General features: G+C 73.1%; 22 protein-coding genes. 9 read left to right on the forward strand and 13 right to left on the reverse strand.

Features of this window, described 5'->3' with window-relative positions:
* The first annotated feature begins 37 nt into the window (after positions 1 to 37).
* Positions 38 to 1,255, forward strand: coding sequence for an MFS transporter (locus ACZ3ZE_RS19475; protein WP_467259920.1), 1,218 nt, complete (start codon positions 38 to 40; stop codon positions 1,253 to 1,255).
* 140 nt (positions 1,256 to 1,395) lie between these two features.
* Positions 1,396 to 2,421: a serine/threonine-protein kinase gene (locus ACZ3ZE_RS19480; protein ID WP_442303650.1), complete on the forward strand. Its 1,026-nt coding sequence runs from the start codon at positions 1,396 to 1,398 to the stop codon at positions 2,419 to 2,421.
* 115 nt (positions 2,422 to 2,536) lie between these two features.
* On the opposite strand, the gene ACZ3ZE_RS19485 is transcribed toward ACZ3ZE_RS19480, so the two are convergent.
* The 3 genes from ACZ3ZE_RS19485 to ACZ3ZE_RS19495 form a co-directional block, all read right to left on the reverse strand.
* Complete coding sequence (locus ACZ3ZE_RS19485; protein WP_361620841.1) at positions 2,537 to 2,818, reverse strand: hypothetical protein; 282 nt, start codon at positions 2,816 to 2,818, stop codon at positions 2,537 to 2,539.
* A gap of 64 nt (positions 2,819 to 2,882) precedes the next feature.
* Positions 2,883 to 3,896, reverse strand: coding sequence for a YdcF family protein (locus tag ACZ3ZE_RS19490; RefSeq protein ID WP_361168992.1), 1,014 nt, complete (start codon positions 3,894 to 3,896; stop codon positions 2,883 to 2,885).
* 60 nt (positions 3,897 to 3,956) lie between these two features.
* Positions 3,957 to 5,792: a tetratricopeptide repeat protein gene (locus ACZ3ZE_RS19495; RefSeq protein WP_361620842.1), complete on the reverse strand. Its 1,836-nt coding sequence runs from the start codon at positions 5,790 to 5,792 to the stop codon at positions 3,957 to 3,959.
* A gap of 611 nt (positions 5,793 to 6,403) precedes the next feature.
* Between ACZ3ZE_RS19495 and ACZ3ZE_RS19500 the strand changes: the two genes are divergently transcribed.
* Positions 6,404 to 6,766 carry a DUF6191 domain-containing protein gene (locus ACZ3ZE_RS19500; protein WP_361168986.1) on the forward strand — a complete coding sequence of 121 codons (363 nt, stop codon included), beginning with the start codon at positions 6,404 to 6,406 and terminating at the stop codon, positions 6,764 to 6,766.
* Here ACZ3ZE_RS19500 and ACZ3ZE_RS19505 read toward each other — a convergent pair.
* Positions 6,735 to 7,574 (reverse strand): class I SAM-dependent methyltransferase, encoded by an 840-nt coding sequence (locus tag ACZ3ZE_RS19505; protein WP_361168983.1) that lies wholly within the window; start codon positions 7,572 to 7,574, stop codon positions 6,735 to 6,737. The genes ACZ3ZE_RS19500 and ACZ3ZE_RS19505 overlap by 32 nt on opposite strands.
* Positions 7,575 to 7,767: 193 nt before the next feature.
* Here ACZ3ZE_RS19505 and ACZ3ZE_RS19510 point away from each other — a divergent pair, with 193 nt between their 5' ends.
* Together ACZ3ZE_RS19510 and ACZ3ZE_RS19515 are read left to right on the forward strand one after the other, a co-directional pair.
* Positions 7,768 to 9,573 carry a S9 family peptidase gene (locus tag ACZ3ZE_RS19510; RefSeq protein ID WP_361169125.1) on the forward strand — a complete coding sequence of 602 codons (1,806 nt, stop codon included), beginning with the start codon at positions 7,768 to 7,770 and terminating at the stop codon, positions 9,571 to 9,573.
* Between the two features lie 23 nt (positions 9,574 to 9,596).
* A complete protein-coding gene (locus tag ACZ3ZE_RS19515) occupies positions 9,597 to 10,337 on the forward strand; it encodes an SURF1 family protein (protein WP_467259922.1) in 741 nt (246 codons plus the stop codon).
* Between the two features lie 24 nt (positions 10,338 to 10,361).
* Here ACZ3ZE_RS19515 and ACZ3ZE_RS19520 read toward each other — a convergent pair whose 3' ends face one another.
* The 4 genes from ACZ3ZE_RS19520 to ACZ3ZE_RS19535 form a co-directional block, all read right to left on the reverse strand.
* Positions 10,362 to 11,471: a hypothetical protein gene (locus ACZ3ZE_RS19520; protein WP_361620845.1), complete on the reverse strand. Its 1,110-nt coding sequence runs from the start codon at positions 11,469 to 11,471 to the stop codon at positions 10,362 to 10,364.
* Positions 11,468 to 12,052, reverse strand: coding sequence for a SigE family RNA polymerase sigma factor (locus tag ACZ3ZE_RS19525; protein WP_361169122.1), 585 nt, complete (start codon positions 12,050 to 12,052; stop codon positions 11,468 to 11,470). The genes ACZ3ZE_RS19520 and ACZ3ZE_RS19525 overlap by 4 nt, the downstream gene beginning before the upstream one ends.
* Positions 12,053 to 12,525: 473 nt before the next feature.
* Positions 12,526 to 13,545 carry an aspartate-semialdehyde dehydrogenase gene (locus ACZ3ZE_RS19530; protein ID WP_361169119.1) on the reverse strand — a complete coding sequence of 340 codons (1,020 nt, stop codon included), beginning with the start codon at positions 13,543 to 13,545 and terminating at the stop codon, positions 12,526 to 12,528.
* A gap of 130 nt (positions 13,546 to 13,675) precedes the next feature.
* Positions 13,676 to 14,956 carry an aspartate kinase gene (locus ACZ3ZE_RS19535; RefSeq protein ID WP_329421824.1) on the reverse strand — a complete coding sequence of 427 codons (1,281 nt, stop codon included), beginning with the start codon at positions 14,954 to 14,956 and terminating at the stop codon, positions 13,676 to 13,678.
* 280 nt (positions 14,957 to 15,236) lie between these two features.
* On the opposite strand from ACZ3ZE_RS19535, the gene ACZ3ZE_RS19540 reads away from it, so the two are divergent.
* Genes ACZ3ZE_RS19540 through ACZ3ZE_RS19550 form a run of 3 tightly spaced genes read left to right on the forward strand, consistent with a single transcriptional unit; the run spans position 15,237 to position 17,817 of the window.
* Positions 15,237 to 16,130, forward strand: a complete 894-nt coding sequence (locus ACZ3ZE_RS19540; RefSeq protein ID WP_361168973.1) for an ABC transporter substrate-binding protein — start codon at positions 15,237 to 15,239, stop codon at positions 16,128 to 16,130.
* A gap of 38 nt (positions 16,131 to 16,168) precedes the next feature.
* On the forward strand, positions 16,169 to 17,014 hold the full coding sequence (locus ACZ3ZE_RS19545) for an amino acid ABC transporter permease (RefSeq protein ID WP_363290579.1): 846 nt from the start codon (positions 16,169 to 16,171) through the stop codon (positions 17,012 to 17,014).
* Positions 17,011 to 17,817, forward strand: a complete 807-nt coding sequence (locus tag ACZ3ZE_RS19550; protein ID WP_363290454.1) for an amino acid ABC transporter ATP-binding protein — start codon at positions 17,011 to 17,013, stop codon at positions 17,815 to 17,817. Before ACZ3ZE_RS19545 ends, ACZ3ZE_RS19550 begins: the two co-directional genes overlap by 4 nt.
* 165 nt (positions 17,818 to 17,982) lie before the next feature.
* Here the strand turns inward: ACZ3ZE_RS19550 and ACZ3ZE_RS19555 are convergent, their stop codons facing one another.
* From ACZ3ZE_RS19555 to ACZ3ZE_RS19565, 3 genes are all read right to left on the reverse strand, one after another.
* On the reverse strand, positions 17,983 to 18,645 hold the full coding sequence (locus ACZ3ZE_RS19555; protein ID WP_363290455.1) for a DUF5063 domain-containing protein: 663 nt from the start codon (positions 18,643 to 18,645) through the stop codon (positions 17,983 to 17,985).
* 47 nt (positions 18,646 to 18,692) lie between these two features.
* Entirely contained in the window at positions 18,693 to 19,292 is a 600-nt protein-coding gene (gene recR, locus ACZ3ZE_RS19560) for a recombination mediator RecR (protein ID WP_046911841.1), read from the reverse strand.
* 104 nt (positions 19,293 to 19,396) lie between these two features.
* Positions 19,397 to 19,732, reverse strand: a complete 336-nt coding sequence (locus ACZ3ZE_RS19565; RefSeq protein ID WP_329428382.1) for a YbaB/EbfC family nucleoid-associated protein — start codon at positions 19,730 to 19,732, stop codon at positions 19,397 to 19,399.
* A 279-nt stretch (positions 19,733 to 20,011) separates the two neighbouring features.
* Between ACZ3ZE_RS19565 and ACZ3ZE_RS19570 the strand changes: the two genes are divergently transcribed.
* Entirely contained in the window at positions 20,012 to 20,779 is a 768-nt protein-coding gene (locus ACZ3ZE_RS19570) for an SLATT domain-containing protein (protein ID WP_467260217.1), read from the forward strand.
* Between the two features lie 88 nt (positions 20,780 to 20,867).
* On the opposite strand, the gene ACZ3ZE_RS19575 is transcribed toward ACZ3ZE_RS19570, so the two are convergent.
* A complete protein-coding gene (locus tag ACZ3ZE_RS19575) occupies positions 20,868 to 21,521 on the reverse strand; it encodes a hypothetical protein (protein WP_361168960.1) in 654 nt (217 codons plus the stop codon).
* 186 nt (positions 21,522 to 21,707) lie between these two features.
* A complete protein-coding gene (locus ACZ3ZE_RS19580; RefSeq protein WP_363290457.1) occupies positions 21,708 to 22,454 on the reverse strand; it encodes a GntR family transcriptional regulator in 747 nt (248 codons plus the stop codon).
* Positions 22,455 to 22,515 lie beyond the last annotated feature (61 nt).

Here is a 22,515-nt window from a genome sequence, read left to right on the forward strand (position 1 = left end):
CCCCGCCTCGCCTTCCTCTCGCCCTTCGGAGCCCGTCGTGTCCCTGCTCGCCCGTACGCGTCCCCGCCCCGCCGTCCCGGATGCGCGCCATGTTCCCGTCGCCTGGCTGGCCTTGCTCGCCGCTCCGATCGCCGCCAGTGCCAACAGCCCGGTCCTGATCCTGCCCGACATGGCCGGCTCGCTCGGGGTCCGTACGGCCACGGCCACCTGGCTCGTCACCGTCTTCGCCTGGGCCATGGCGGTCGGCACCCCGCTGATGGCGGGGCTGCTGCGGCGCCGGGGTCTGGGCGCCGCGCTCCGGCTGAGTGCGGTCCTGATCACGGCCGGCACCGCCGTCGTCGCCCTCGCGCCCTGGCTTCCGCTGGCCATGGCGGGCCGGGCCGCCCAGGCCGTGGGCGGCGCGGGCCTGGTCACCGCCGCGATGAGCCTCGCCGGATCGGTCCGCCGCATGGGGGTGATCACCGCCGGGTTCGGGACACTGGGCGCGGTCGGGCCGCTGCTCGGGTCGGCCGTGGCCGGTGCGCTCTCCTGGCGGGTGTCGCTCGCCGTCGGGGCCGTGGCCCTGCTGGCCCTGCCCGCGGTCATGCGCCGCGCCGACCTGTCCGCACCCGAGCGGACCACCCCCTTCGACGGCCGGGGCGCGGCCCTGCTGGTCCTGACCGCGACCGCCCTGGTGCTCATCCCGCGCCACCCGCTCCCCGCGGTGGCCGGCGCCCTGCTGGCGGGCGCGCTGCTGGCCCTGCACGTCCGGTCCCACCCCACCGGCTTCGTCCCCGCGACGCTGCTGCGCACCCGGGCGTTCACCCTCTCCGCCCTGCTCGCCTGCGCCTTCTCCACCTCGTACTTCACTCTGCTCTTCACCGTCCCGCAGCTGCTGCGCGACCGTACCGACTGGTCCACCTCCCTGATCGGCACCGGCCAGCTCGTCGCCCTCCTCACCGGCTCCGTGCTCTCCATGCTGATGGCCGCCGCCGCGGCCCGGCTGGGCCGCCCGAAGGTCCTTGCGATCCTGCTCACGGTCGGGGCGCTGGCCCCGCTCACCGCCGTACTGAGCCCCTGGGCGCCGCTGCTGCTGCCCGTCGCGACGCTGGCCGTCTTCACGACCAGCGCCGGACAGGCCACCCTCGCGGTGTACGCCACCCAGGCGGCACCGGCCGCCCAGCGCCCCACAGCGATCGGCCTGTTCAACCTCTGCTACCAGCTCGGCGGCGCCTTCGGCCCGGCCATCGCGGCCCTCATCACGCTGGGCGGCTGATCCGCCGACCCGCGATGCGCCGGGCGGAGTGGGCGTGCGCGTCCCCGGCCTGAGGTTGCCTCAGGAAGCCGCTCTACGATGGGGCGTCGAGAAGAAGGGTGGGTCAACTGGTGCTGGTCGCGGACCGATATCGGCTCCACATGTGTGTCGGGCGTGGCGGCATGGGCGAGGTGTGGCGAGCCACCGACGAGGTGCTCGGACGCGACGTGGCCGTGAAGCTGATGCTGGGTCACGAGCACGACCCGTCCGCCGCCGAGCGGTTCCGGATGGAGGCCCAGACCGCGGCGCGGCTGAGCCACCCGCACGTCGTCGGCGTCTTCGACTTCGGTACGTGGGACGGCAAGCTGTACCTCGTCATGGAGCTGGTCCACGGCGACAGCCTCGCCGGGGACCGGGGGCAGGCACCGGTGCTGTCGGCCGAGCAGGTCGCGACCGTCGCCGCGCACGCGGCGGCCGGGCTCGCCGCCGCGCACCGGCAGGGCGTCGTGCACCGGGACATCAAGCCGGGGAACCTGCTGCGGGACGCCGACGGGACGGTGAAGCTGGCCGACTTCGGTATCGCCCGCTTCGTCGACGACCCGTCGGCCGCGCTCACCACCACCGGGCAGATCGTCGGTACCGGCCTGTACCTGGCGCCCGAGCGGGCCCTCGGGCAGCCCGCCTCGTCCGCCTCCGACGTGTACTCGCTGGGCTGCGTTCTCTACCAACTGCTCACCGGGCAGCCGCCGTTCCGCGGCGACACGGCGACGGCTCTGCTCTACCAGCACATCGACACCCCGCCGGCGCCGCCGCGGCAGGTCGGGGTCGCGATGCCGGCCGCGTTCGAGTCCTTCCTGCTGACGCTGCTGGCCAAGCAGCCGGAGCAGCGGCCGGGGGCACAGGCCATCGCCGAGTGGTTCAGCTCCGGGGCGTGGCGGGACCAGCCGCTGCCACTGCCGCAGGCCGTGACCCCCGTCCCGGCCCCACCCGTACACCAGCGGCCGCAGCACGCGCCGGCGCAGCACCCGCCGCCGACCGCGCCCGTGTCCCGGGGGCGGCGGGCGCAGGCACCGGCCGAGAACCCGCTGGCCGCGATCTCGCGGCGGCGGCCCCGCAGGACCGCCGCGGTCGCCGGGGCGATCGCCTTCGTCGTCTTCCTGCTGATCGGGATGGCCTGGGTCTCCTGAGGCGGGCGGGCCGGGCAGCCCCGCCTGGGTAGCGCCGGCCCAGCCCCGGCGGCCCGGCCCCGGGAGCCCGGCCGAAAGCAGTCCCGCCCAGGACCGCCGGCGGACGCGCGCGCCGTCAGTAGATACGGGGGGCCATGACATGCCCGTCCGGGTGTTCCGGGGCGAGCAGCAGGCAGCGGGGTACTCCCGGGCCCGGGGTCGCCCGGACGGTGACCGGGGTCGGCGGGTCGGTGGGGAGCTCGATGCGGACCGTCACCGGGCGGTCGTCCCGGGTCGTGGCGTGGCCCGTCTCCTTGCCGTCCACCAGGACCTCGACGACCGGGGTGTGGCCGGTCTGGACGGTCGCGCTGACCGAGTGGCCCCGGTAGTCGATGTGGAAGTGGTGCCGTGCTCTCATGACGTCGCCTCCGCCGCGCGTGGCCGCCCCTTCGTTCCAGCGTAGGGCGGCGCCGCGGGGAACGTCAGCTGACGGCCCAGGCCAGGCCGCCCAGGAGGACCAGGGCCGCGCAGATGCCCAGGTTCACCACCCGGTACTCCAGGAAGACCGCCGCGAACTCGCGGATGGTCGCGCTCGGCCAGAAGTACGCGGCCGTCGGCGAGCCCACCACCTGCCCGTTCACCCCGGCCTTGCGGGCCATCAGCGCGGCCCGGAAGGCGTGGAAGTTGTTGGTGACGATCACGCACTCGGAGCCCGGGCGGTCCCGCTCCATCAGGCCCTTGCTGAAGAGCATGTTCTCCTCGGTCGTGCGCGAGCGGTCCTCCCTCAGGACGCGGTCCGCCGGGAAACCCCGCTCCACCAGGTAGTCCGCCATGGCGTGCGACTCCGGCAGCTCCTCGTCCGGGCCCTGCCCGCCGGAGGTGATGAGCACCGGCGTCCGGTCCACCTCGCGGCGCGCGGCGAGCGTCTCGTACACCTCGCGACCCCGGTCCAGACGGCTCGCGAGCAGCGGCGGAACCCGCCGGCCGCCGATCAGGCCCGAGCCGAGGACCACCACGTAGTCCGCGTCGCGGCGGATGCGCATCCTGCCGTACAGGAAGGCGTAGCCGATGAAGCAGAGGAAGAGGAACGAGACGTACGCGAGGACCATCACGAGCGTGCCCGCGACGATGCCCAGCGACGTCGAGTGGGTGATCACCGCGGCGGCCATCAGGGCGATGACGCCGAAGATGCCCAGGCCGGCCAGGAGCGAGAGCAGGTTGGCGGGGCGGCGGCCCTCCTTGCGGACCATCTTCACGCCGTTCGCGCACAGCAGCCCGGCCAGGACGACAGGGCCGAGAGACAGCACCAGCAGCAGGACGACCATCACCGTCACGGAGATGCCGGGGTGGGCGTCGTCGAGGCCGGCGAGCAGACCGAGGCCGAAGAACGTGACGGCGAGGCCCAGATACACCGCGTTGCCGAAGCGGCGCCGGTCGCGCAGCACACCTGCCCCGAAGAGCAGCAGGAACACGGCGCACACGACGTAGGCGAACATGCGCTCATCGTAGACAGCGCCGCCGACACCGTCGTCGATCACGCAGGTGCCCGCGTACGGTCAGGGCTCCGCGACCAGCGCGTGCAGGCCGCGCCGCGCGCCCTCCTCGTACGCCCGGCGCAGCTCGCCGGCCGAGAGGTGCTCGCGCAGGGCCGACTCGCTGCGCTCGCGCGACGGCGAGCAGAAGCCCGCGGGGTGGTAGCCGTCCTCGAAGGCGGAGGAACGCAGCACGTCGACCGCGCCCAGGAGATGGGCCGCAGTGGTGGGACGACCGCGCAGGATCCGCATCTGGGCGAGGAGCTCCGCCGCGCAGGCCGCTCCGGTGACGCAGCCGATCCGCAGGTGCTCCCGCAGGGCACGCGTGGCGCGCTCCGCCGCACGGCCCGGCTCGCCGTCCCAGTAGTGCAGCTCGGCGCGCGCGTACTGGGCCCAGGCGTCGGCCCAGACGTCCCGCCCGGCCCAGCTGTGCACGTCGGCCCGGTCCAAGGCCTCCTGGGCGGCCTCCGGGTCGGTGCGGACCCGCGCCAAGGCGAGAGCGGTCCAGCACAGCTGCCGGGTCGGGCCGAGGTCCGGGTACTCGGCGAGCTCCTCCAAGGCGTCGCGGAACTCGGCCGCGGCCGCCTCCGTACGGCCCTGGTACAGGGCGGTGGAGCCGCGCAGATGGGCCAGCAGCGTCAGGCACTTGTCGTCGCCGTCCCTCACGGCCGCCGCCCAGGACCGCACGAGCAGCGGGTCGGCGTCCTCGGGGTGGCCGGACTCCAGCTCCAGATAGGCGGCGAGCCACAGGGCGCGCGCGGGGAGCGGGCCCGGGTGGAGGGCGAGCGCGTGGCGCAGCCGGGAGCGGCCCTCGGTGACCCGGCCGCAGGCCACCCACAGGAACCACAGCGAGACGGCGATCTCGACGGCGGTGTCCGCCTCCGCGGCCGGAGACAGCGGCGCGGTCGTCGGGTCCATGGCGGCGGCCAGGTCGGGGAGTTCGAGCAGGGCGAGCGCGCGGGCGTCGAGCTGCCGCCCGCCCTGCCACCAGTCGTTCGCCCGCCGGGCCACCTTCACGTACCACCTCCGGTGGTGGAGGACGACGGCCCAGCGGTCCCCGCGCTCGGTGAGCCGGCGGGCGCCGACCGCGCGCATCGGCGGCGGCATCCAGTAGCGCTCCTCGCCGGGATCGCCGTCGTCCACGGGGAGCAGGGCGAGCCGGGCCAGCCGGTCCAGGACGTCGAGGACGATGCCGGCGGGCAGCGCCCCGGAGGCGCACACCTCACGGACGGCCTCGCGGCCGAAGGAGCCCTCGAAGACGGAGATCCGCTCCCATAGGAGCTGTTCCAACGGGTCGCACTGGGCGTAGCCGCGTTCGGCGGCGGCTAGTTGGGGGGCGGACGGGTTGTCTTGCGGGGTGGCTTGCGGGGTGTTTTGCGGGGTGGCTTGAGAGCTGTTCTGCGGGGTGGCTTGCGGGCCGTTCTGCGGGCTGTTCTGCGGGGTGGCTTGCGGGCCGTCTTCTGGGCCGGGGACCGCCAAGACCTGCTCCTCCGCGAGCCGTAGCGCCCTCAGCGCCGTGACCAGCACCGTCAGGCCGGGGGCGAAGGTGGATGCCTCGCGCAGCAGGCCCGCCACCAGGGCCGCGCCGCGGGGCCCGAGCCGTTCCCAGCCGTCCAGGACGAGGACGCGGGGTGCTCCGGGGGCGGCGAGTCTGCGGCGCAGCGTCCGGGCGAGCGCGGGCAGGTTCTCGGGGGTGAGGAGGTCGGCCGGCTCCCAAAGGGCCTCGACGCCCTCGCGCCGCAACGCCTCCCGTATGAGGCGGGACTTGAGCGGACCCGGGGGCCCGGTCAGGGTCAGCAGCCTCGCCCGGTCGCGTATCCACCCTCGCAGAACCGCGAGTTCCTGCTCTCGGCCCGCCAACGAACGCCCCGTTTCCGCCATCTGCCCCTGCCCGCCCCGTTGCCGTGGATCCGGTCTCTCCAGCCTGACTTCATGGCAGGGCACCGCCAGTACGGCTTGAATGCATATGCCCCTGGGACAAAATCCTGGAGGCCCGAAGCAAACCGGCCAAGCAATTGTCGTGAATCGCCCAAGGAGACGCATGCCATCCGGGGAATCCGTCCTGGAAGAGCCGGATCTGGCGCTGATCCACGCATTGCAGCTCGTTCCGCGGGCGAGCTGGACCCAGCTTTCGGCCGTTCTCGGCGCCGGCCCCGACACCCTCGCGCGCCGCTGGGAGCACCTGACGGCCGGCGGCTACGCGGGACCACGGTGCCCGTGCAGGGCGGGGCAGGGCGCGTTGCGGCGGCGATGGAGCGGGCGGCGCCCGCGCTGCGGATCACCGGGACCGCGCTGAGCCCGCGGACCCACAAGTCGGGCGCGCAGGTGCTGGGGCCCGACGGGCGCCGACTGCACCACGTACGTCCGGATCGCGCCGCTGTGGCACGACCGTCTCGTCTGAGGCTTTCCCCCGGCCGGTCTTTGCCTCGGTGAGGCTTTCCCCGCGTGAGGGCGACAGTAAGAATGGCGGCATGGAGTTCGCCGTGTTCGTGACCCTGCCGGGGCTCGTCATCCTGCTGACCGCGCTCGCGTTCGGCGACCAGCTCCTGCGTGCCACCGGGCGCGGGCGGCGGTCGGGCCAGATCTCCTCCACCGGCTTCGAGCAGCTGCACGCCACCTTCTCGCAGGGCAAGCAGAACGAGCTCAAGGAGCGGCAGAGCGCCCTCGTGATGCGTGACGACGAGGAGGACGGCGCCCCGCCGCACCACTCCACGGTGGATCTGGCGGGCGGGCACGCCGTCATCAGGATGCCGTCCTCGGCGCCGGTCACCACGGTCACGCCGCCCACCCCGGTCACCCCGGTTACGCGGCCTTCGGCGCCTTCGACGCCTTGATCGAGTACATCAGCGGGATCCGGGGCCGGTCGGCCGCGAAGCGGTAGTAGCCGTCCTCGTGCCGGGCGAGGGTCTCGAAGCGCGGGTACAGGGTCGCGTCGTGCTCGTGCAGGAACTCGATGCGCAGGCCCGCCTTCGCGAGGGCCGTGACGACCTCGCCGACCGGGTGGACCCACTCCACGCTGCGGTTGTGGACGGTCGCGGCGTCGAGGTCCGCGTACGTGCCGGACGAGGTGTCCACCCAGGGCTCGCGCACGAAGTAGTCGTTGACGATCCTGGTCCCGGTCTCGTCGTCGAAGGAGTCCGCCATCGGGTGGAACTCGGCGACGTACAGGAAGCCGCCGGGCGCGACCAGCGAGGCGGCCGTCTCCGCCCAGCGGTCGAGGTCGGGCAGCCAGCACAGCGCGCCGCCGCCGGTGTAGACGATGTCGTACGAGGAGTCCGGCACCGCCTCGGCGGCGTCGTAGGCGTCGGCCGCGACGAACGCCGCCCGGTCGGGCGTGAGGCCGAGGTCGGCGGCGAGGGACCGGGCGGTCTCGACGGCCGGTTCGGAGAAGTCCAGGCCGACGACGCGCGAGGCGCCGTGGCGGGCCCAGGACAGGGTGTCGAGGCCGATGTGGCACTGGAGGTGCAGCAGGGAGCGCCCGGAGACGTCGCCGACCTCCGCGAGCTCGAAGTCGCGCAGGGCTTCCTTTCCGGCGCGGAAGTCGTCGAGGCCGTAGAAGTCGCTGGCCACGTGGATCGGGACGCGTTCGTCCCAGCGGGCGCGGTTGGCGGCGTGCCAGTCGTCGGGGGTCGGTGCGTACATGTCCGGGAGGTTATCCACAGGCTGCGGACGCGGCGAACGAATTGTCGGCCGGGCGGAGCATCATGGCTGCATGACTGAGCGCAAGGCGACTGAGAGCACGGCGACCGACACGACGACGGAGAGCACGACGGCCGGCAGCACGACGGGCGGGAGCCCGGGCGGGGGCACGGCCGGGGGCGGCGGGGTCGCCGGGATGCCGCGGTGGGAGCAGCGGTTCCGTGCGCCGCGGGTCTCGCTGCCCGAGTGGGCCGAGGAGGCCCCGGACCGCTCGCTGTTCGTGTCGAACGCGACGGGGACGTACGAGCTGTACGCGTGGGACCGGGCGACCGGCCGGCAGCGGCAGGTGACCGACCGGCCGAACGGGACGACGGACGGCACGCTCTCGCCCGACGGGCAGTGGATCTGGTGGTTCGCGGACACCGACGGCGACGAGTTCGGGGTGTGGATGCGCCAGCCCTTCCACCAGGGTGAGGGCGAGGGCGGCGGGGACGAGCCGGCCGTGCCGGGGCTCGACGCCTCCTATCCGGCGGGGCTCGCCATCGGCCGCGACGGCACCGTCGTGGTGGGCCGGTCCACGGACGAGGACGGCTCGACCGTGCACCTGCTGCGGCCGGGCGCGGCCGGGCCGGTGGAGATCTACCGGCACCGCGAGTCGGCCGGGGTCGGCGACCTGTCGCACGACGGGAGCCTGATCGCGGTCGAGCACACCGAGCACGGCGACTCGATGCACTCCTCGATCCGGATCCTGCGCGCGGCCGACGCCTCGGTGCTGGCCGAGCTCGACGACACCAAGGGCGGCACGGAGGAGCTGGGGCTGAGCGTCCTCGGCTTCGCGCCGGTCGACGGCGACACCCGGCTGCTCGTCGGGCACCAGCGGCGGGGGCGCTGGGAGCCGATGCTGTGGGACGTGGCGACGGGCGCCGAGACCGACCTGCGTCTGGACCTGCCGGGTGACGTGTCGGCCGAGTGGTATCCGGACGGCTCGGGGCTGCTCGTCGTGCACAGCTTCGAGGCCCGCAGCGAGCTGTGGCGGTACGAGATCGGCACCGGCGCCCTGGTCCGGGTGGAGACCCCGGCCGGCTCCGTGTCGAGCGCGACGGCCCGCCCGGACGGCTCGGTGGAGTACCTGTGGTCCTCGGCCGCCCAGCCGCCGGTGGTGCGTTCCACGGACGGCTCGGTCGTCCTGGACCCGCCCGGCCCGAAGGCGCCGCCGTCGCTGCCCGTGACGGACGTGTGGGTGGACGGCCCCGGCGGGCGGGTGCACGCGCTGGTGCAGCGCCCGGCGGAGGGCGAGGGCCCGTTCCCGACGGTGTTCGAGGTGCACGGCGGCCCGACCTGGCACGACAGCGACGCCTTCGCGTCCGGTCCGGCGGCCTGGCTCGACCACGGCTACGCGGTCGTGCGGGTCAACTACCGCGGCTCCACCGGCTACGGCCGGGAGTGGACGGACGCGCTGAAGCACCGGGTCGGCCTGATCGAGCTGGAGGACATCGGCGCGGTCCGCGCGTGGGCGGTGGAGAGCGGCCTCGCCGACCCGGAGCGGCTCGTCCTGTCCGGCGGCTCCTGGGGCGGCTATCTCACGCTGCTCGGCCTCGGCACCCAGCCGGAGGCCTGGGCGGTGGGTCTGGCCGCCGTGCCCGTCGCCGACTACGTGGCGGCGTACGAGGACGAGATGGAGGGCCTGAAGGCGCTGGACCGGACCCTGCTCGGCGGCTCGCCCGAGGAGGTGCCGGAGCGGTTCGCCGCCTCCTCGCCGATCACCTACGTGGACGCGGTGAAGGCCCCGGTGCACATCACGGCCGGCGTCAACGACCCGCGCTGCCCGATCCGGCAGATCGACAACTACGTGGACCGGCTCGCCGCCCGGGGCGCCGTGCACGACGTGTACCGGTACGACGCGGGGCACGGCTCGCTGGTCGTGGAGGAGCGGATCAAGCAGGTCGCCCTGGACCTGGCCTTCGCGGCGAAGCACCTGGGGACCCGGTCGCAGGAGGGCTGAGCCCGCTTGCGTACCGTGGGGGTGTGTACCGGTTCCTGAGAACGCCCCGCTGGTGGGGGATCAACGTCTTCGTCCTGCTGGCGATCCCGTTCTGCGTGTTCATGGGGACCTGGCAGCTGGGCAAGTTCGAGGACCGCGTCGACTCCCACCGGGAGGCCGAGCGGCGACCCGACCCGGCGACCCAGCGCACCGAGCCGCTGGACGTGCTGCTGCCCGTCGACAAGGAGACCTCGGGCCGTGTGGCGCAGGCCAGCGGACGGTACGGGGAGCAGTTCCTGGTCCCCGACCGGGCGCTCGACGGGCGCTCCGGCGCGTACGTCCTCACCCTCCTGAAGACGGACGGCGGCAAGGTGCTGCCGGTGGTCCGGGGCTGGCTGCCCACGGGCGCCGCGGCGCCGGCCCCGCCGTCCGGCGAGGTCACCGTGTCGGGCGCGCTGCAGGCCTCGGAGAACCCGGGCACCAAGGGCGTCAACACGGCCGGCGGGCTGCCGACCGGGCAGCTCGGCATGATCAGCGCCGCGGCGCTGGTCAACGTCGTGCCGGACGACGTCTACGACGCCTGGATCACCCTCCTGGACTCCCCCGCCGGGCTCACCCCGGTGCCCGCGTCGGCGGCCGCCGGGACGAGCCTGGACATGAAGGCCTTCCAGAACCTGGGCTACACGGCCGAGTGGTTCGTCTTCGCCGGCTTCGTGGTCTTCATGTGGTTCCGGCTGGTCCGCCGCGAGGCGGAGGCCTCCCGGGACGCGGCCCTCGGGCTGTAGCGCCCGGGGCCGGTCGCCGGTCCCTCAGGACGCGTCCAGGACCCCGGTCCGGTAGATCGTGCCCGCGCACGCGTTGGGGATGGTCGCCTCGGCCACCGGGCCGCCGCCCTCCGCCGTGTGGGTCACGGCGACGCTGCCGTCGGCCGGGGTGCCGTCCGTCAGGAGCTGGCTGCTCGCCGTGTTGCCGGTCGTGCCCGTGCCCGCCGAGCCTCCGGTCGCACCGCCGTTGGACGCCGGGCCGCCGCTGCCGCCCGTGCTCGGGGTCGGGGTGGGCGTCGGCTCGGGGCCGGTGGTGGGGCAGGTCTCGCTGGGCACCCAGGCGAACCGCACCTCGTAGGCGTTGGCCGGGGTCAGGACCAGGGTGGGCGACTCCTGCGTGGGGTCGGGCAGCCCGCTCGCCGCGTCGCCGAAGGTGTGCTCGACGACCGCGATCTTCCCCGCGTCGGCCGCGCCGCGCGCCTGGAAGGCGACCCGGCCCGGGCCGCCGACCATGCAGTCCTTGCCGGACACGTTGGCGATGCGGAAGCTGCCGTACACCTTGCCGTCGGCGTCGGGCGTGCCCGCCTGGACGGCGCTGACGCTGAGCTGGCCGGCCTCGCAGGTCGGTGAGGGGACCGGCGGGCTCGTCGGGGTGCCGGCCTCGCCGCCGGAGCCGCCGCCGCCCGAACCGGGCACCGGGACGCTGGGCTTGCCCGCTCCCCCGGTCCCGCCCTGTTCCGGCGCCGCGGTCCCGACGGGCGGCGTGTGGCTCTTCTGCCCGCCCTCGACACCGGTCTCGGTGCCGGTGCCGCCCTGGGCCTGCTCGCCGTGGCCCGCGTTGACCGCCTTGTCGGCGCTGGTCCCGCCCGAGGAGGCCACGTGCACCAGCGCCGGGACGGCCGTGCCGACGAGGACGACGGCGGCGGCGATGCCGACGACGGCCTGCCGCTTGCGGGCCCGGCGCGCGGGCACGGCACGCCGCAGGTGCTCCAGCGTGCCGTCGGAGGGTTCGAGCCCGGACACCGCGCCCTGGAGCAGTCGCCGCAGCGCCAGCTCGTCGGCCGTGCCGGAATCCGGCCCTTCGTTCAGCATTCCGCGTCCGCTCAGGTCGTTCCGGTCATCGTGCTCGTCGCCGTCCCGCGGCCCGCCGCTCATGACGTCGCCTCCATCGCGACGCGCAGCGCCGCGATCCCGCGCGAGCCGTACGCCTTCACGGAGCCCAGGGAGATCCCGAGCGTCTCGGCGACCTGTGCCTCCGTCATGTCCGCGAAGTAGCGCAGCACCAGGACCTCGCGCTGCCGGCGCTGGAGCCCGCGCATCGCCTTGATGAGCGCGTCCCGCTCCAGCTGGTCGTAGGCGCCCTCCTCGGCGCTCGCCATGTCGGGCATCGGCTTCGAGAGCAGCTTGAGCCCGAGGATGCGGCGGCGCAGCGCGGAGCGCGAGAGGTTGACGACGGTCTGGCGGAGGTAGGCCAGGGTCTTCTCGGGCTCGCGCACCCGGCTGCGCGCCGAGTGGACCCGGATGAAGGCCTCCTGGACGACGTCCTCGCAGGAGGCGGTGTCGTCGAGGAGGAGCGCGGCGAGGCCGAGGAGCGAGCGGTAGTGCGCGCGGTAGGTCTCGGTGAGGTGGTCGACGGTGGTGCCGGCGGCCATCGCGTCGTCAGCGCCCTCGCGGGGCGACGGGACGCCGTTCACGGTCGGTCGGGTGCGGATGGGCATGGGGGCGATCACCGGCATGCCGCCGGCCGGGCGCGGCCGCCGGAGCGGGCGCACCGCGGTGCCGCGCAGCGGGATGACCGCCGTGATGTCGAGTACCTCTGCCACGCCTGTTGGACACGCATCCCCCCGTCAGGGTTGTACGCGTACGGCACCGTTTTTGACGGTGCGTCGTTTGTCCTCATGCGTACCCGTTCTCCCCCGATGCCCCGCTTTCGCGGTGTGCTTCGCGCTGTCCGGACGGCCACATAGTGATGGGTGCACCCGAAGACGCCGCCTGCCCGACCGCCGGTTGCGGAGGGAAGGGAACAGCATCGTCGTCCAGGACATCTGACCTGTTCAAGAGGCATCCGAAGCCGAATTGCTCACAAGGGCTTCACAGATCCTACAAAGTTGAGCGGTGCCGCGATGCCGATTTCCGGACGCTTACGGCCCTCGCGGACGCTTCGGGGCGCTCGGACAGCGAGGCCTCAGGGCCGTCCTGCCGGCAGGCGTTACGCGCCGATGATCGATTCGGCGATCTGCAGGGCGTTCAGGGCGGCCCCCTTGCGCAGGTTGTCCGCGCACACGAAGAGCTCCAGGGCCCGCTCGTCGTCCATCGACCGCCGCACCCGCCCCACCCAGGCCGGATCGGTGCCCACGACGTCGGCCGGCGTCGGGTAGTCGCCCAGGCCGGGGTCGTCGTACAGCACCACGCCGGGCGAGGTGGCCAGGATCTCGTGGGCGCGGGCGACGGTGACGGGCCGTTCGAAGCGGGCGTGCACCGAGACGGCGTGCCCGGTCACGACGGGGACCCGGACGCAGGTGGCCGCGACGCGCAGCCCCGGCAGGCCCAGGACCTTGCGGGTCTCCTCGCGGACGGCCAGCTCCTCCGAGGACCAGCCGTCGGCGGCGAGCTCCCCGGACCAGGGCAGCACGTTGAGGGCGACGGGCCCGGGGAAGGGGCCGGTGTGGTCGCCGACGGCCCGTCGTACGTCTCCGGGATGGTTGCCGAGCTCGCTGCCGGTGACCAGGGCCAGCTGGTGGCGGAGCGCGGCGGTGCCCGCGCGTCCGGCGCCGCTCGCGGCCTGCTGGGCGGTGACGACCAGCTCGTCGAGACCGAACTCGGCGTGCAGGGCGCCCACCGAGACGATCAGCGCCAGGGTGGAACAGCCGGGGCTCGCGACGATGCCCCGCGGGCGTACGCGTGCGGCGGGGGCGTTGAGCTCCGGGACCACGAGCGGTACGTCGGGGTCGGCCCGGAAGGCCGTGGACGTGTCCACGACCACCGCGCCCTTGGCGGCGGCGATCGGCGCCCACTGGGCGGCGACGTTCTCGGGTACGAGGAAGAGGGCGAGGTCGACGCCGTGCAGGGCGTCCTCGCTCAGCGCCAGGACCTCGCACTCCTCCCCGCGCACGGCCAGCTTGCGGCCGGCCGAGCGGGGGGAGGCGAGGAGACGAATCTCGCCCCAGACGTCGGCGTGGTGCGTGAGCATCTGGAGGAGCACCGCCCCGACGGCCCCGGTCGCTCCCACGACCGCGAGCGTCGGCCGGGCGGCGCCCGGAGCTTCGGCGAGGTCCCGCGCCTCGGCGAAGTCCCGCGCCTCCGTGACACCCCGCGCCTCCGTGACACCCCGCGCCTCCGCGTCGTCTAGCGGGGGCACGTCACCGGCCGGTGCCGCCGTAGACGACGGCCTCGTCCGAGTCGCTGTCCAGACCGAAGGCGGTGTGGACGGCGCGCACGGCCTCGTTGACGTCGTCGGCGCGGGTGACGACCGAGATGCGGATCTCCGAGGTGGAGATCAGCTCGATGTTCACGCCCGCGTCGGACAGCGCCTTGAAGAAGTCCGCGGTGACGCCGGGGTTGGTCTTCATGCCGGCGCCGACCAGGGAGATCTTGCCGATCTGGTCGTCGTAGCGCAGCGAGTCGAAGCCGATCACGGGCTTCGTCTTCTCCAGGGCGTCGATGGCCTTGCGGCCCTCGGCCTTGGGGAGCGTGAAGGAGATGTCCGTGAGGCCGGTGGAGGCCGCCGACACGTTCTGCACGATCATGTCGATGTTGATCTCGGCGTCCGCGACCGCGCGGAAGATCGCGGCGGCCTCGCCCGGCTTGTCCGGGACGCCGACGACGGTGATCTTCGCCTCGGAGGTGTCGTGGGCGACACCGGAGATGATGGCCTGCTCCACCTGCTCGGCTCCTTGCTCGACGGGTCGTGCGTTGCTGACCCAGGTGCCCTGCAGTCCGGAGAAGGACGAGCGGACGTGGATCGGGATGTTGTAGCGGCGCGCGTACTCGACGCAGCGGTGCAGCAGCACCTTGGAGCCGGAGGCCGCGAGCTCCAGCATGTCCTCGAAGGAGATCCAGTCGATCTTCTTCGCCTTCTTCACCACGCGCGGGTCGGCGGTGAAGACGCCGTCGACGTCCGTGTAGATCTCGCAGACCTCGGCGTCGAGCGCGGCGGCGAGGGCGACGGCGGTCGTGTCCGAGCCGCCGCGGCCGAGGGTGGTGATGTCCTTCTTGTCGGCGGACACACCCTGGAAGCCGGCGACGATGGCGATGTTGCCCTCGTCGAGCGCGGTGCGGATACGGCCCGGCGTGACATCGATGATGCGCGCTTTGTTGTGGACCGAGTCGGTGATGACACCGGCCTGACTGCCCGTGAACGACTGGGCCTCGTGGCCCAGGTTTTTGATCGCCATGGCCAGCAGGGCCATGGAGATCCGCTCTCCGGCGGTCAGCAGCATGTCGAACTCACGTCCGGCCGGCATCGGGGATACCTGCTCGGCGAGATCGATCAACTCGTCCGTCGTGTCGCCCATCGCGGAGACCACGACCACCACCTGGTGGCCGTTCTTCTTGGCTTCCACGATTCGCTTGGCGACGCGCTTGATGCCTTCGGCATCGGCAACGGAGGAGCCTCCGTACTTCTGCACGACAAGGCCCACGTGCGCTCCTCGCTCAGTCCTCGCCGCAGCACACGCTGCGGTCGGCTCAGTCTAACGAGGGACCGGGAAACGCCGACCTGATATCAGATGCTGAGATAGCGTGCTCAGAGAATGATCAGAATGATCCGAGGGGGTCGGCAGGCCGGCCGGAGCCGCCCGGCAGCCGTTCTTCCGGAGCAGCTCATAGCGCTTGGCAACACCCCTTTCACAAACGTTCCGGCATCCGAGACGGCAGCGGTGTGACCTGGACACATGCCCGTACGACTGCCACTCTCCCGCCATGCGCTCTCGCTCCGCCGCCATAGCCGCGGCCTCCGTCCTCGCCGCCCTCGTAGCGTCCGGCTGCGCGCCCCAGCCGACGGCCGGCAGCGCCTCGGGAGCGTCCGGCCCGGCCTCCGCGGGCGCCAAGCCCGGCGGCTCCTGCGCGGCGGACGCGCTCGCCACCAAGGCGAAGGGGAAGCTGACCGTCGGCACCGACACGCCCGCGTACGCCCCCTGGTTCCAGGACGACGACCCGGCCAACGGCAAGGGGTACGAGTCCGCCGTCGCGTACGCCGTCGCGCAGAAGCTGGGCTTCGCCAAGGGCGACGTCGTCTGGCAGAAGGTCGCCTTCAACAACGCCTTCGCCCCCGGCGCCAAGACCTTCGACTTCGACGTCAACCAGGTGTCGATCAACGAGGACCGGCGCAAGGCCGTGGACCTGTCCTCCGGCTACTACGACGTCCGCCAGACGATCATCGCGCTGAAGAACTCCAAGGCCGCCAAGGCGACCAGCCTCGCCGACCTCAAGGGCGCCAAGCTGGGCGCCCAGGTCGGCACCACCAGCCTCGACGTCATCAACGACCTGATCAAGCCGGACCAGGAGCCGTCCGTCTTCCAGAAGAACGACCTCGCCAAGGCCGCCCTCAAGAACGGCCAGGTCGACGCGATCGTCGTCGACCTGCCCACCGCGTTCTACATCACCGGCGCCGAGGTCACCGAGGCCAAGGTCGTCGGCCAGTTCGAGACCCCCGCCGGAGCCGCCAAGGAGCAGTTCGGCCTCGTCCTCGACAAGGACAGCGCGCTGACCTCCTGCGTCTCGCAGGCCGTCGACGCGCTGCGCGAGGACGGCACGCTCGCCGCCATCGAGAAGCAGTGGCTGTCCGACGCCGCGGGCGCCCCGGTGCTCAAGTGACCCTCACGGAGAAGACCGGGGAGGACACCCCCGGCCACATGTACCGGCCGTCGCAGCGGCGGATCGAGCGCGAACGCTACAAGCGCTCCCGCACCCGCCGCGCGACGGCGGTCGCCACCCTGAGCACCGTCCTCACCCTGGCGGTGCTCTACTTCGTCGTCACCGGCTCCCCGGGCTGGCCGCGCACGAAGGAGACCTTCTTCGACGCGGAGTACGCGCGCCAGGCGCTGCCGCTGGTCCTCGACGGCCTCTGGCTCAACCTGCGCCTCCTCCTCGTCTGCGGCGCCGTCACCCTGGTCCTCGGCCTGCTGCTCGCCGTCGCCCGCACCCTGCGCGGCCCGGCGTTCTTCCCGCTGCGTGCGCTGGCCACCGCGTACGTCGACTTCTTCCGCGGCCTGCCGCTCATCATCTGCCTGCTCGCCGTGATCTTCGGCGTGCCCGCGCTGCGCCTCCAGGGCGTCCCCACCGACCCCGTCGTGCTCGGCGGCACCGCCCTCGTGCTCACCTACTCGGCGTACATGGCCGAGGTGTTCCGGGCCGGCATCGAGAGCGTCCACCCCAGCCAGCGGGCCGCCGCCCGTTCGCTCGGCCTCTCCACCGCGCAGACCATGCGCTTCGTCGTCCTGCCGCAGGCCGTCCGCAGGGTCGTGCCGCCGCTCCTCAACGACCTGGTGTCGCTCCAGAAGGACACCGGCCTGGTCTCCATCGCGGGCGCGGTCGACGCCGTGTACGCGGCGCAGATCCTCGCCAGCAAGACCTTCAACTACACCCCGTACGTCGTCGCGGGCCTCGTGTTCGTCGTGCTCACCATCCCCATGACCCGCTTCACCGACTGGGTCACGGCACGCATGACCCGGCGCCAGTCGCAGGGAGGCACCGTATGACGGACGTGACGGACGCGACGAACGCGACGGACGTGACGGACCTGAAGGCCGGCCCCGAGAGCCCCGTCCTCCGCCTGGAGGCCGTCCGCAAGACGTACGGCGGGCATCCTGTCCTGCGCGAGGTGGACCTGGAGGTCCCGCCGCACACGGTCACCGTGCTCATCGGCGCCTCCGGCTCCGGCAAGTCGACGCTGCTGCGGTGCGCCAACCTCCTGGAGGAGATCGACGACGGCGCGATCTTCCTGGACGGCGAGGAGATCACCGACCCGCGCGTCGACGCCGACACCGTACGGCGCCGGATCGGCGTGGTCTTCCAGGCGTACAACCTCTTCCCGCACATGAGCGTGCTCGACAACATCACGCTCGCCCCGCGCCGCGTCCACAAGGCCGGACGCCGCGAGGCCGAGGAGCGGGCCCGCGAACTGCTCGTCCGGCTCGGTCTCGGCGACAAGGCCGGCGAGTACCCGGACCGGCTCAGCGGCGGGCAGCAGCAGCGCGTCGCCATCGCCCGCGCCCTCGCGAGCCGCCCGCGCCTGCTGCTCCTCGACGAGGTGACGGCTGCACTCGACCCGGAGCTGGTGGGCGAGGTCCTGAACGTGGTGCGGGACCTCAAGGAGGAGGGCATGACGATGGTCATCGCCACCCACGAGATGGGCTTCGCCCGGGAGGTCGCCGACCAGGTCTGCTTCCTGGCCGACGGCGTCGTCCTGGAGCGCGGCACCCCCGCGGAGGTCTTCGGCGCGCCCTCGCACGAGCGGACGCAGCGCTTCCTGAGGCGGATCGTGGAGGCGGGGCGGCTGTAGGGGCCGCCCCGAGGGGGCTGTCGACGGGAAGGGGCCGTGATGGAGAGCGCCGCTCCCCACCAGGGGAAGCCAGGCCCCTCTCCTGGATAGCGCCGCTCCCCACCAGGGGAAGCCAGGCCCCTCTCCTGGATAGCGCCGCTCCCCAAAAGCAGCCGCGCTCCCCCGTCAGCCCTTCGGGCCCCCCAGCCCCAGCGGTCCCGCGATCTCCTCGGCCATCACACGCCCCGCCTCCTCGGCGAGGTCGTCCTCGGTCAGGTCCTCGTCCGTGTCGAGGCCGTCCAGCGCGGCGAGCGGCTGGTCCAGGCGGACGTGGGAGACCAGGGACTGGAGGGCGCGCAGGGTGGCGGAGGCGGTGGGGCCCCAGTTGGAGAAGTACGAGAACTGCCACCACCACAGCGCCTCGCTGGTCCGGCCGGCCCGGTAGTGGGCCAGGCCGTGCCGCAGGTCCGTGACGATGTCGGCGAGGTTGTCGGAGATCCGGGCCGGGACCGGCGCCTTGCGCGGCTCGTACGGGTCGAAGACCTCCGAGAACACGTCCACCGGCTCCAGGAGCACCGCGAACCGCAGGCGCAGCTCGTCCACGTCCACGTCCGGGCCCGTGTCCGGCTCGTACCGCTCGTCCGGGACGATGTCCTCGTGCGCGCCGAGCCGCCCGCCGGCGAGCAGCAGCTGGGAGACCTCCAGGAGCAGGAAGGGCACCGCGCTGTCCGGCTCGTCGCCCTTGGCGACCTCGTTCGTCGCGACGATGAAGCTCTCGATCGAGTCCGCGATCTGGACGGCGAAGTCGTCAGGATCCTGCGTGATGGAGTGCAGTGTGGCGTCAGACATCGAGGAGCCTCCCTGAGAGTGCGCCGTCGTGCGCACGGACCCGGTCGTCATACATCTAGCAGCCGCCGCCCCTCGAAGGCACGCCCCAGGGTGACCTCGTCCGCGTATTCGAGGTCGCCGCCGACCGGCAGCCCGCTCGCCAGACGCGTCACCTTGAGGCCCATGGGCTTGATCATCCGCGCCAGGTACGTCGCGGTGGCCTCGCCCTCCAGGTTGGGATCGGTCGCCAGGATCAGCTCGGTGACCGCTCCGTCCGCAAGCCGCGCCAGCAGCTCGCGGATCCGCAGGTCGTCCGGGCCGACGCCCTCGATGGGGCTGATCGCGCCGCCGAGCACGTGGTAGCGGCCGCGGAACTCACGGGTCCGCTCGATCGCCACGACGTCCTTCGGCTCCTCGACCACGCAGATGACCGTCAGGTCGCGGCGCGGGTCGCGGCAGATGTTGCACTGCTCCTGCTGCGCCACGTTGCCGCAGACCGCGCAGAACCGGACCTTCTCCTTGACCTCCAGGAGGGCCTGCGCGAGCCGCCGCACATCGGTCGGCTCGGCCTGGAGGATGTGGAAGGCGATCCGCTGCGCGCTCTTGGGACCGACGCCGGGCAGCCTGCCCAGCTCGTCGATGAGGTCCTGAACCACGCCTTCGTACAACGGAACGCCCTTCTCGGGAGTGCTTGATTCTTACGGTAGTGGCTGGAAACCGGCCACAGAAGGTGTACGGGGAAGCCGACCGCGCCGCGGGCCCGGCGTACGGGTCAGAAACCCAGCCCCGGCATGCCGCCCAGCCCCTGCGCCAGCGGGCCCAGCTTGGCCTGCTGGAGCTGCTGCGCGTTGTCGTTGGCGGCCTGCACGGCGGCCACGATCAGGTCGGCCAGCGTCTCGGTGTCCTCCGGGTCGACCGCCTTCGGGTCGATGACCAGGCCGCGCAGCTCGCCGGAGCCGGTCACGGTCGCCTTCACCAGGCCACCGCCCGCCTGTCCCTCGACCTCGGTGCGCCCCAGCTCCTCCTGGGCGCGGGCGAGGTCCTGCTGCATCTTCTGAGCCTGCTGGAGGAGCTGCTGCATGTTGGGCTGGCCACCACCGGGGATCACGGTCACTCACTCCTGCGGGTCTGCGTAGACGGATACGAAAAGGGGATACGCCGAGCCTACGTGGTCGCCGACCGGCCTGCCGACACAACACTTTCGAGTGAGAAACTGCGGGCTCCTCTACCTGATCAACAGCTTCTTGCAGGCGGAATTCGCGGGATTCCGGGCCCACAGCCCACCATTCGGCGGTAGGAAGGGCAGGCACCACGTGCACCGCACGTCACAGAAGGACACGAGCGCTGAGCTGAACAGAGGAGTTCCCCGGTGAGCCAGCAGCCGGACATGCAGCCGCAGCCGGGGAATCCCGAAGACCCGGGCGACCCAGGCAGGGGCCAGGGCCAGGGCCAGGGCCAGGGCCAGGACGAGGGTCCGGCGCCGGACCGCGACCTGACCGGGGCGCCCTTCCCCCTCGGCGACTGGGGCGAGCCCGCCGAACGCCTCGACGAGCTCTACCGCTGGGTCGAGTCGAACGCGCTGCGCACCGCCGAGTGGTACCTCGCCGACCGCGTCTGGAAGCGCCGCTGCGCCCGCGCGCTGCGGATGGGTACGGCCCTCGGGGTGATCGCGGGCGCCGCGCTGCCGCTGCTCGACCTGACCAAGGCCGCCGAGGGCACCGCCGGCTGGGGCTACCTCTCGCTGCTGCTCGGCGCGGCCTGCCTGGCCTGCGACCGGTACTTCGGGCTCACCTCGGGCTGGATAAGGGACGTGGCGACCGCGCAGGCGGTGCAGCGGCGCCTCCAGGCGCTCCAGTTCGACTGGGCGTCGGAGAGCGTCCGCGAGGTCCTCGGCCCCACCGAGGGCACGGCCAGCGAGGCCGCCGAACGCTGCCTGGGCGTGCTGCGCCGCTTCTCGGAGGACGTGACGGAGCTGGTCCGGGCGGAGACGGCGGACTGGATGGTCGAGTTCCGCTCGGGCCCGGCGCCGCTGGCCCTCCAGTCGGTCGGCACCTCGGCGCCCCGCCCCGAGAGCGGACACCCCTCGGGCCGCTTCCCGCTGCCCCCGGGCACCCGCCCGAACATGCCGCGGCAACGCCCGCCGGAGCCGCGCTGAGGCCGTGGGGGACGGCCCGGGGCCTGGCCGTCAGCCGGGCGGGGGCGTCAGCCGGACGAGGGTGCCGGCCGGACGAGGGACGAGGACGTCAGCTCAGGACGATCATCGAGCCCTGGGCCAGGCTGCGGGTGGCCGCCGCGTGGAGGCCGAGCCAGACGTGCCGCTCGCGGGCGAAGGGGCTGTCGTCCTGGTACGGGACGGGGGCGGCGGGCTCTTCCAGGGCGGTGGGGCGCTCCGGGGCCTGGGGCGCGGCGGGCGGGTTGGCGGGGTCTATGCCGATCGCGGGCGCGACGAACTGCAGCTCGCGCAGCAGGCCGTGCGAGGAGCCCAGCGGGCCGCCGCCCTCCAGGAGCTCGTCGTTCGAGAGGGGTACGGGGAAGTCGACCGGCACGTAGGCGCCCGCGTGGTCGTAGTGCCAGACCAGGTGGGACTGCTGGGCGGTCGCCTCGAACATCTCCAGGAGCTGCTCGTAGTCGCCGCCGAGCTCCCCGACGGGTTCGACGGGCAGTCCGCACATCTGCAGCAGGTAGGCCCGGCGCAGGAAGTGCAGGGCCTCGTAGTCGAAGCCGGCGACGGGGGCGACGTCCCCGGAGAGTCCCGGCATGTACGCGTAGACGGGCACGGCCGGCAGCCCGGCCGTGGTGAGGGCGTGGTCGTAGGCGGCGATCTCTTCGGCGAAGGGGTTGTCGGCGCTGTGGCACAACACGTCGACGAGGGGGACCAGCCACAGGTCACAGGCCAAGGGAGGCTCGCTCTCCGTCAGTTCTGGGGTCGGTACGGGCGGTATGCAGGGACGGCCAGGGTAGTCGGGCCCTCCGGCCCGGCACACCCCGCCGGGGAACTGCCCCTGGAGGAACCACCTCAACCCGCCGCGGCCCGGCCCGGCGAGGCCCGGCCGTCGCGGCCCGCCCCGCGGCCCGCCCGGCGCTCAGCCGGTCCGCCGCTCCAGGCGGTCCGGGCGGTCCGGTCGGTCCGGTCGCCCCAGGCCGTCCAGGTGCTCCGCCCACTCCAGCGACCGGGCGTTGTACTCCCGTACGACCGTGACGGCGGCCTCCGCGTCGCCGCGCGTGATCGCGTCGACGAGTTCGACGTGGCCGCTCCACAGCCAGCGGGTGAACTCGCGGTCGGCGCGCAGGTGCGGGACGGAGAAGACCCAGGCCTGGACGCGCAGCCGGTGCAGAAAGCCGGCGATGTGCTCGTTGGCGGAGATCAGCCGGCCCAGTTCGCGCCAGTAGCGGATGTCGTAGCCGATGAGGACTTCCAGTTCGCCGGCGCGGGCCGCGCGGGCGGCGGCCTCGCCCCGGCGCCGTATGGAGACCAGCGTGACCCCGTACGACAGGTCGGGCTCGGCGGGCGTCTTCCGGGTGGCGGGGGCGTCGCGGCGGAAGATGCCGTCGACGACGAGCATGCGGGCCTCGACCATGCCCCGGTAGTCGGCGACCGAGAACTCGTGGACGCGGAAGCCGCGGTGCTGGTCGGAGTCGAGCAGCCCCTGGGCGCAGAGGTCGACGAGGGCTTCGCGCACGGGGGTCGCGGACACCCCGTACTGCTCGGCGATCTGCTTGACGGTGAATTCCTCGCCGGGGCGCAGACGCCCCGCGAGGACTTCGTCACGCAGCGCGTCCGCGATCTGCTGCCGCAAGGTGTTGCGGGTGACAGCTCCGCTCGCGGGCATGGTGGTCGGCCCCCTCCGTCCGGCTCCCGGACACCCTAGTCCAGGGCACGGAGGGGGCCGC

It is taken from the genome of Streptomyces sp. NPDC023157 (genome assembly GCF_055560575.1).

What these genes read in the sequence shown, in the direction of transcription:
- ACZ3ZE_RS19480 (WP_442303650.1), top strand. Translation starts at nt 1,396, where the DNA reads ATGTGTGTCGGGCGTGGCGGCATGGGCGAGGTGTGGCGAGCCACCGAC.
- ACZ3ZE_RS19485 (WP_361620841.1), bottom strand. Translation starts at nt 2,818, where the DNA reads ATGAGAGCACGGCACCACTTCCACATCGACTACCGGGGCCACTCGGTC.
- ACZ3ZE_RS19490 (WP_361168992.1), bottom strand. Translation starts at nt 3,896, where the DNA reads ATGTTCGCCTACGTCGTGTGCGCCGTGTTCCTGCTGCTCTTCGGGGCA.
- ACZ3ZE_RS19500 (WP_361168986.1), top strand. Translation starts at nt 6,404, where the DNA reads ATGGAGTTCGCCGTGTTCGTGACCCTGCCGGGGCTCGTCATCCTGCTG.
- ACZ3ZE_RS19505 (WP_361168983.1), bottom strand. Translation starts at nt 7,574, where the DNA reads ATGTACGCACCGACCCCCGACGACTGGCACGCCGCCAACCGCGCCCGC.
- ACZ3ZE_RS19510 (WP_361169125.1), top strand. Translation starts at nt 7,768, where the DNA reads ATGCCGCGGTGGGAGCAGCGGTTCCGTGCGCCGCGGGTCTCGCTGCCC.
- ACZ3ZE_RS19520 (WP_361620845.1), bottom strand. Translation starts at nt 11,471, where the DNA reads ATGAGCGGCGGGCCGCGGGACGGCGACGAGCACGATGACCGGAACGAC.
- ACZ3ZE_RS19525 (WP_361169122.1), bottom strand. Translation starts at nt 12,052, where the DNA reads ATGCCGGTGATCGCCCCCATGCCCATCCGCACCCGACCGACCGTGAAC.
- ACZ3ZE_RS19540 (WP_361168973.1), top strand. Translation starts at nt 15,237, where the DNA reads ATGCGCTCTCGCTCCGCCGCCATAGCCGCGGCCTCCGTCCTCGCCGCC.
- ACZ3ZE_RS19545 (WP_363290579.1), top strand. Translation starts at nt 16,169, where the DNA reads ATGTACCGGCCGTCGCAGCGGCGGATCGAGCGCGAACGCTACAAGCGC.
- ACZ3ZE_RS19550 (WP_363290454.1), top strand. Translation starts at nt 17,011, where the DNA reads ATGACGGACGTGACGGACGCGACGAACGCGACGGACGTGACGGACCTG.
- ACZ3ZE_RS19555 (WP_363290455.1), bottom strand. Translation starts at nt 18,645, where the DNA reads ATGTCTGACGCCACACTGCACTCCATCACGCAGGATCCTGACGACTTC.
- ACZ3ZE_RS19570 (WP_467260217.1), top strand. Translation starts at nt 20,012, where the DNA reads ATGCAGCCGCAGCCGGGGAATCCCGAAGACCCGGGCGACCCAGGCAGG.
- ACZ3ZE_RS19580 (WP_363290457.1), bottom strand. Translation starts at nt 22,454, where the DNA reads ATGCCCGCGAGCGGAGCTGTCACCCGCAACACCTTGCGGCAGCAGATC.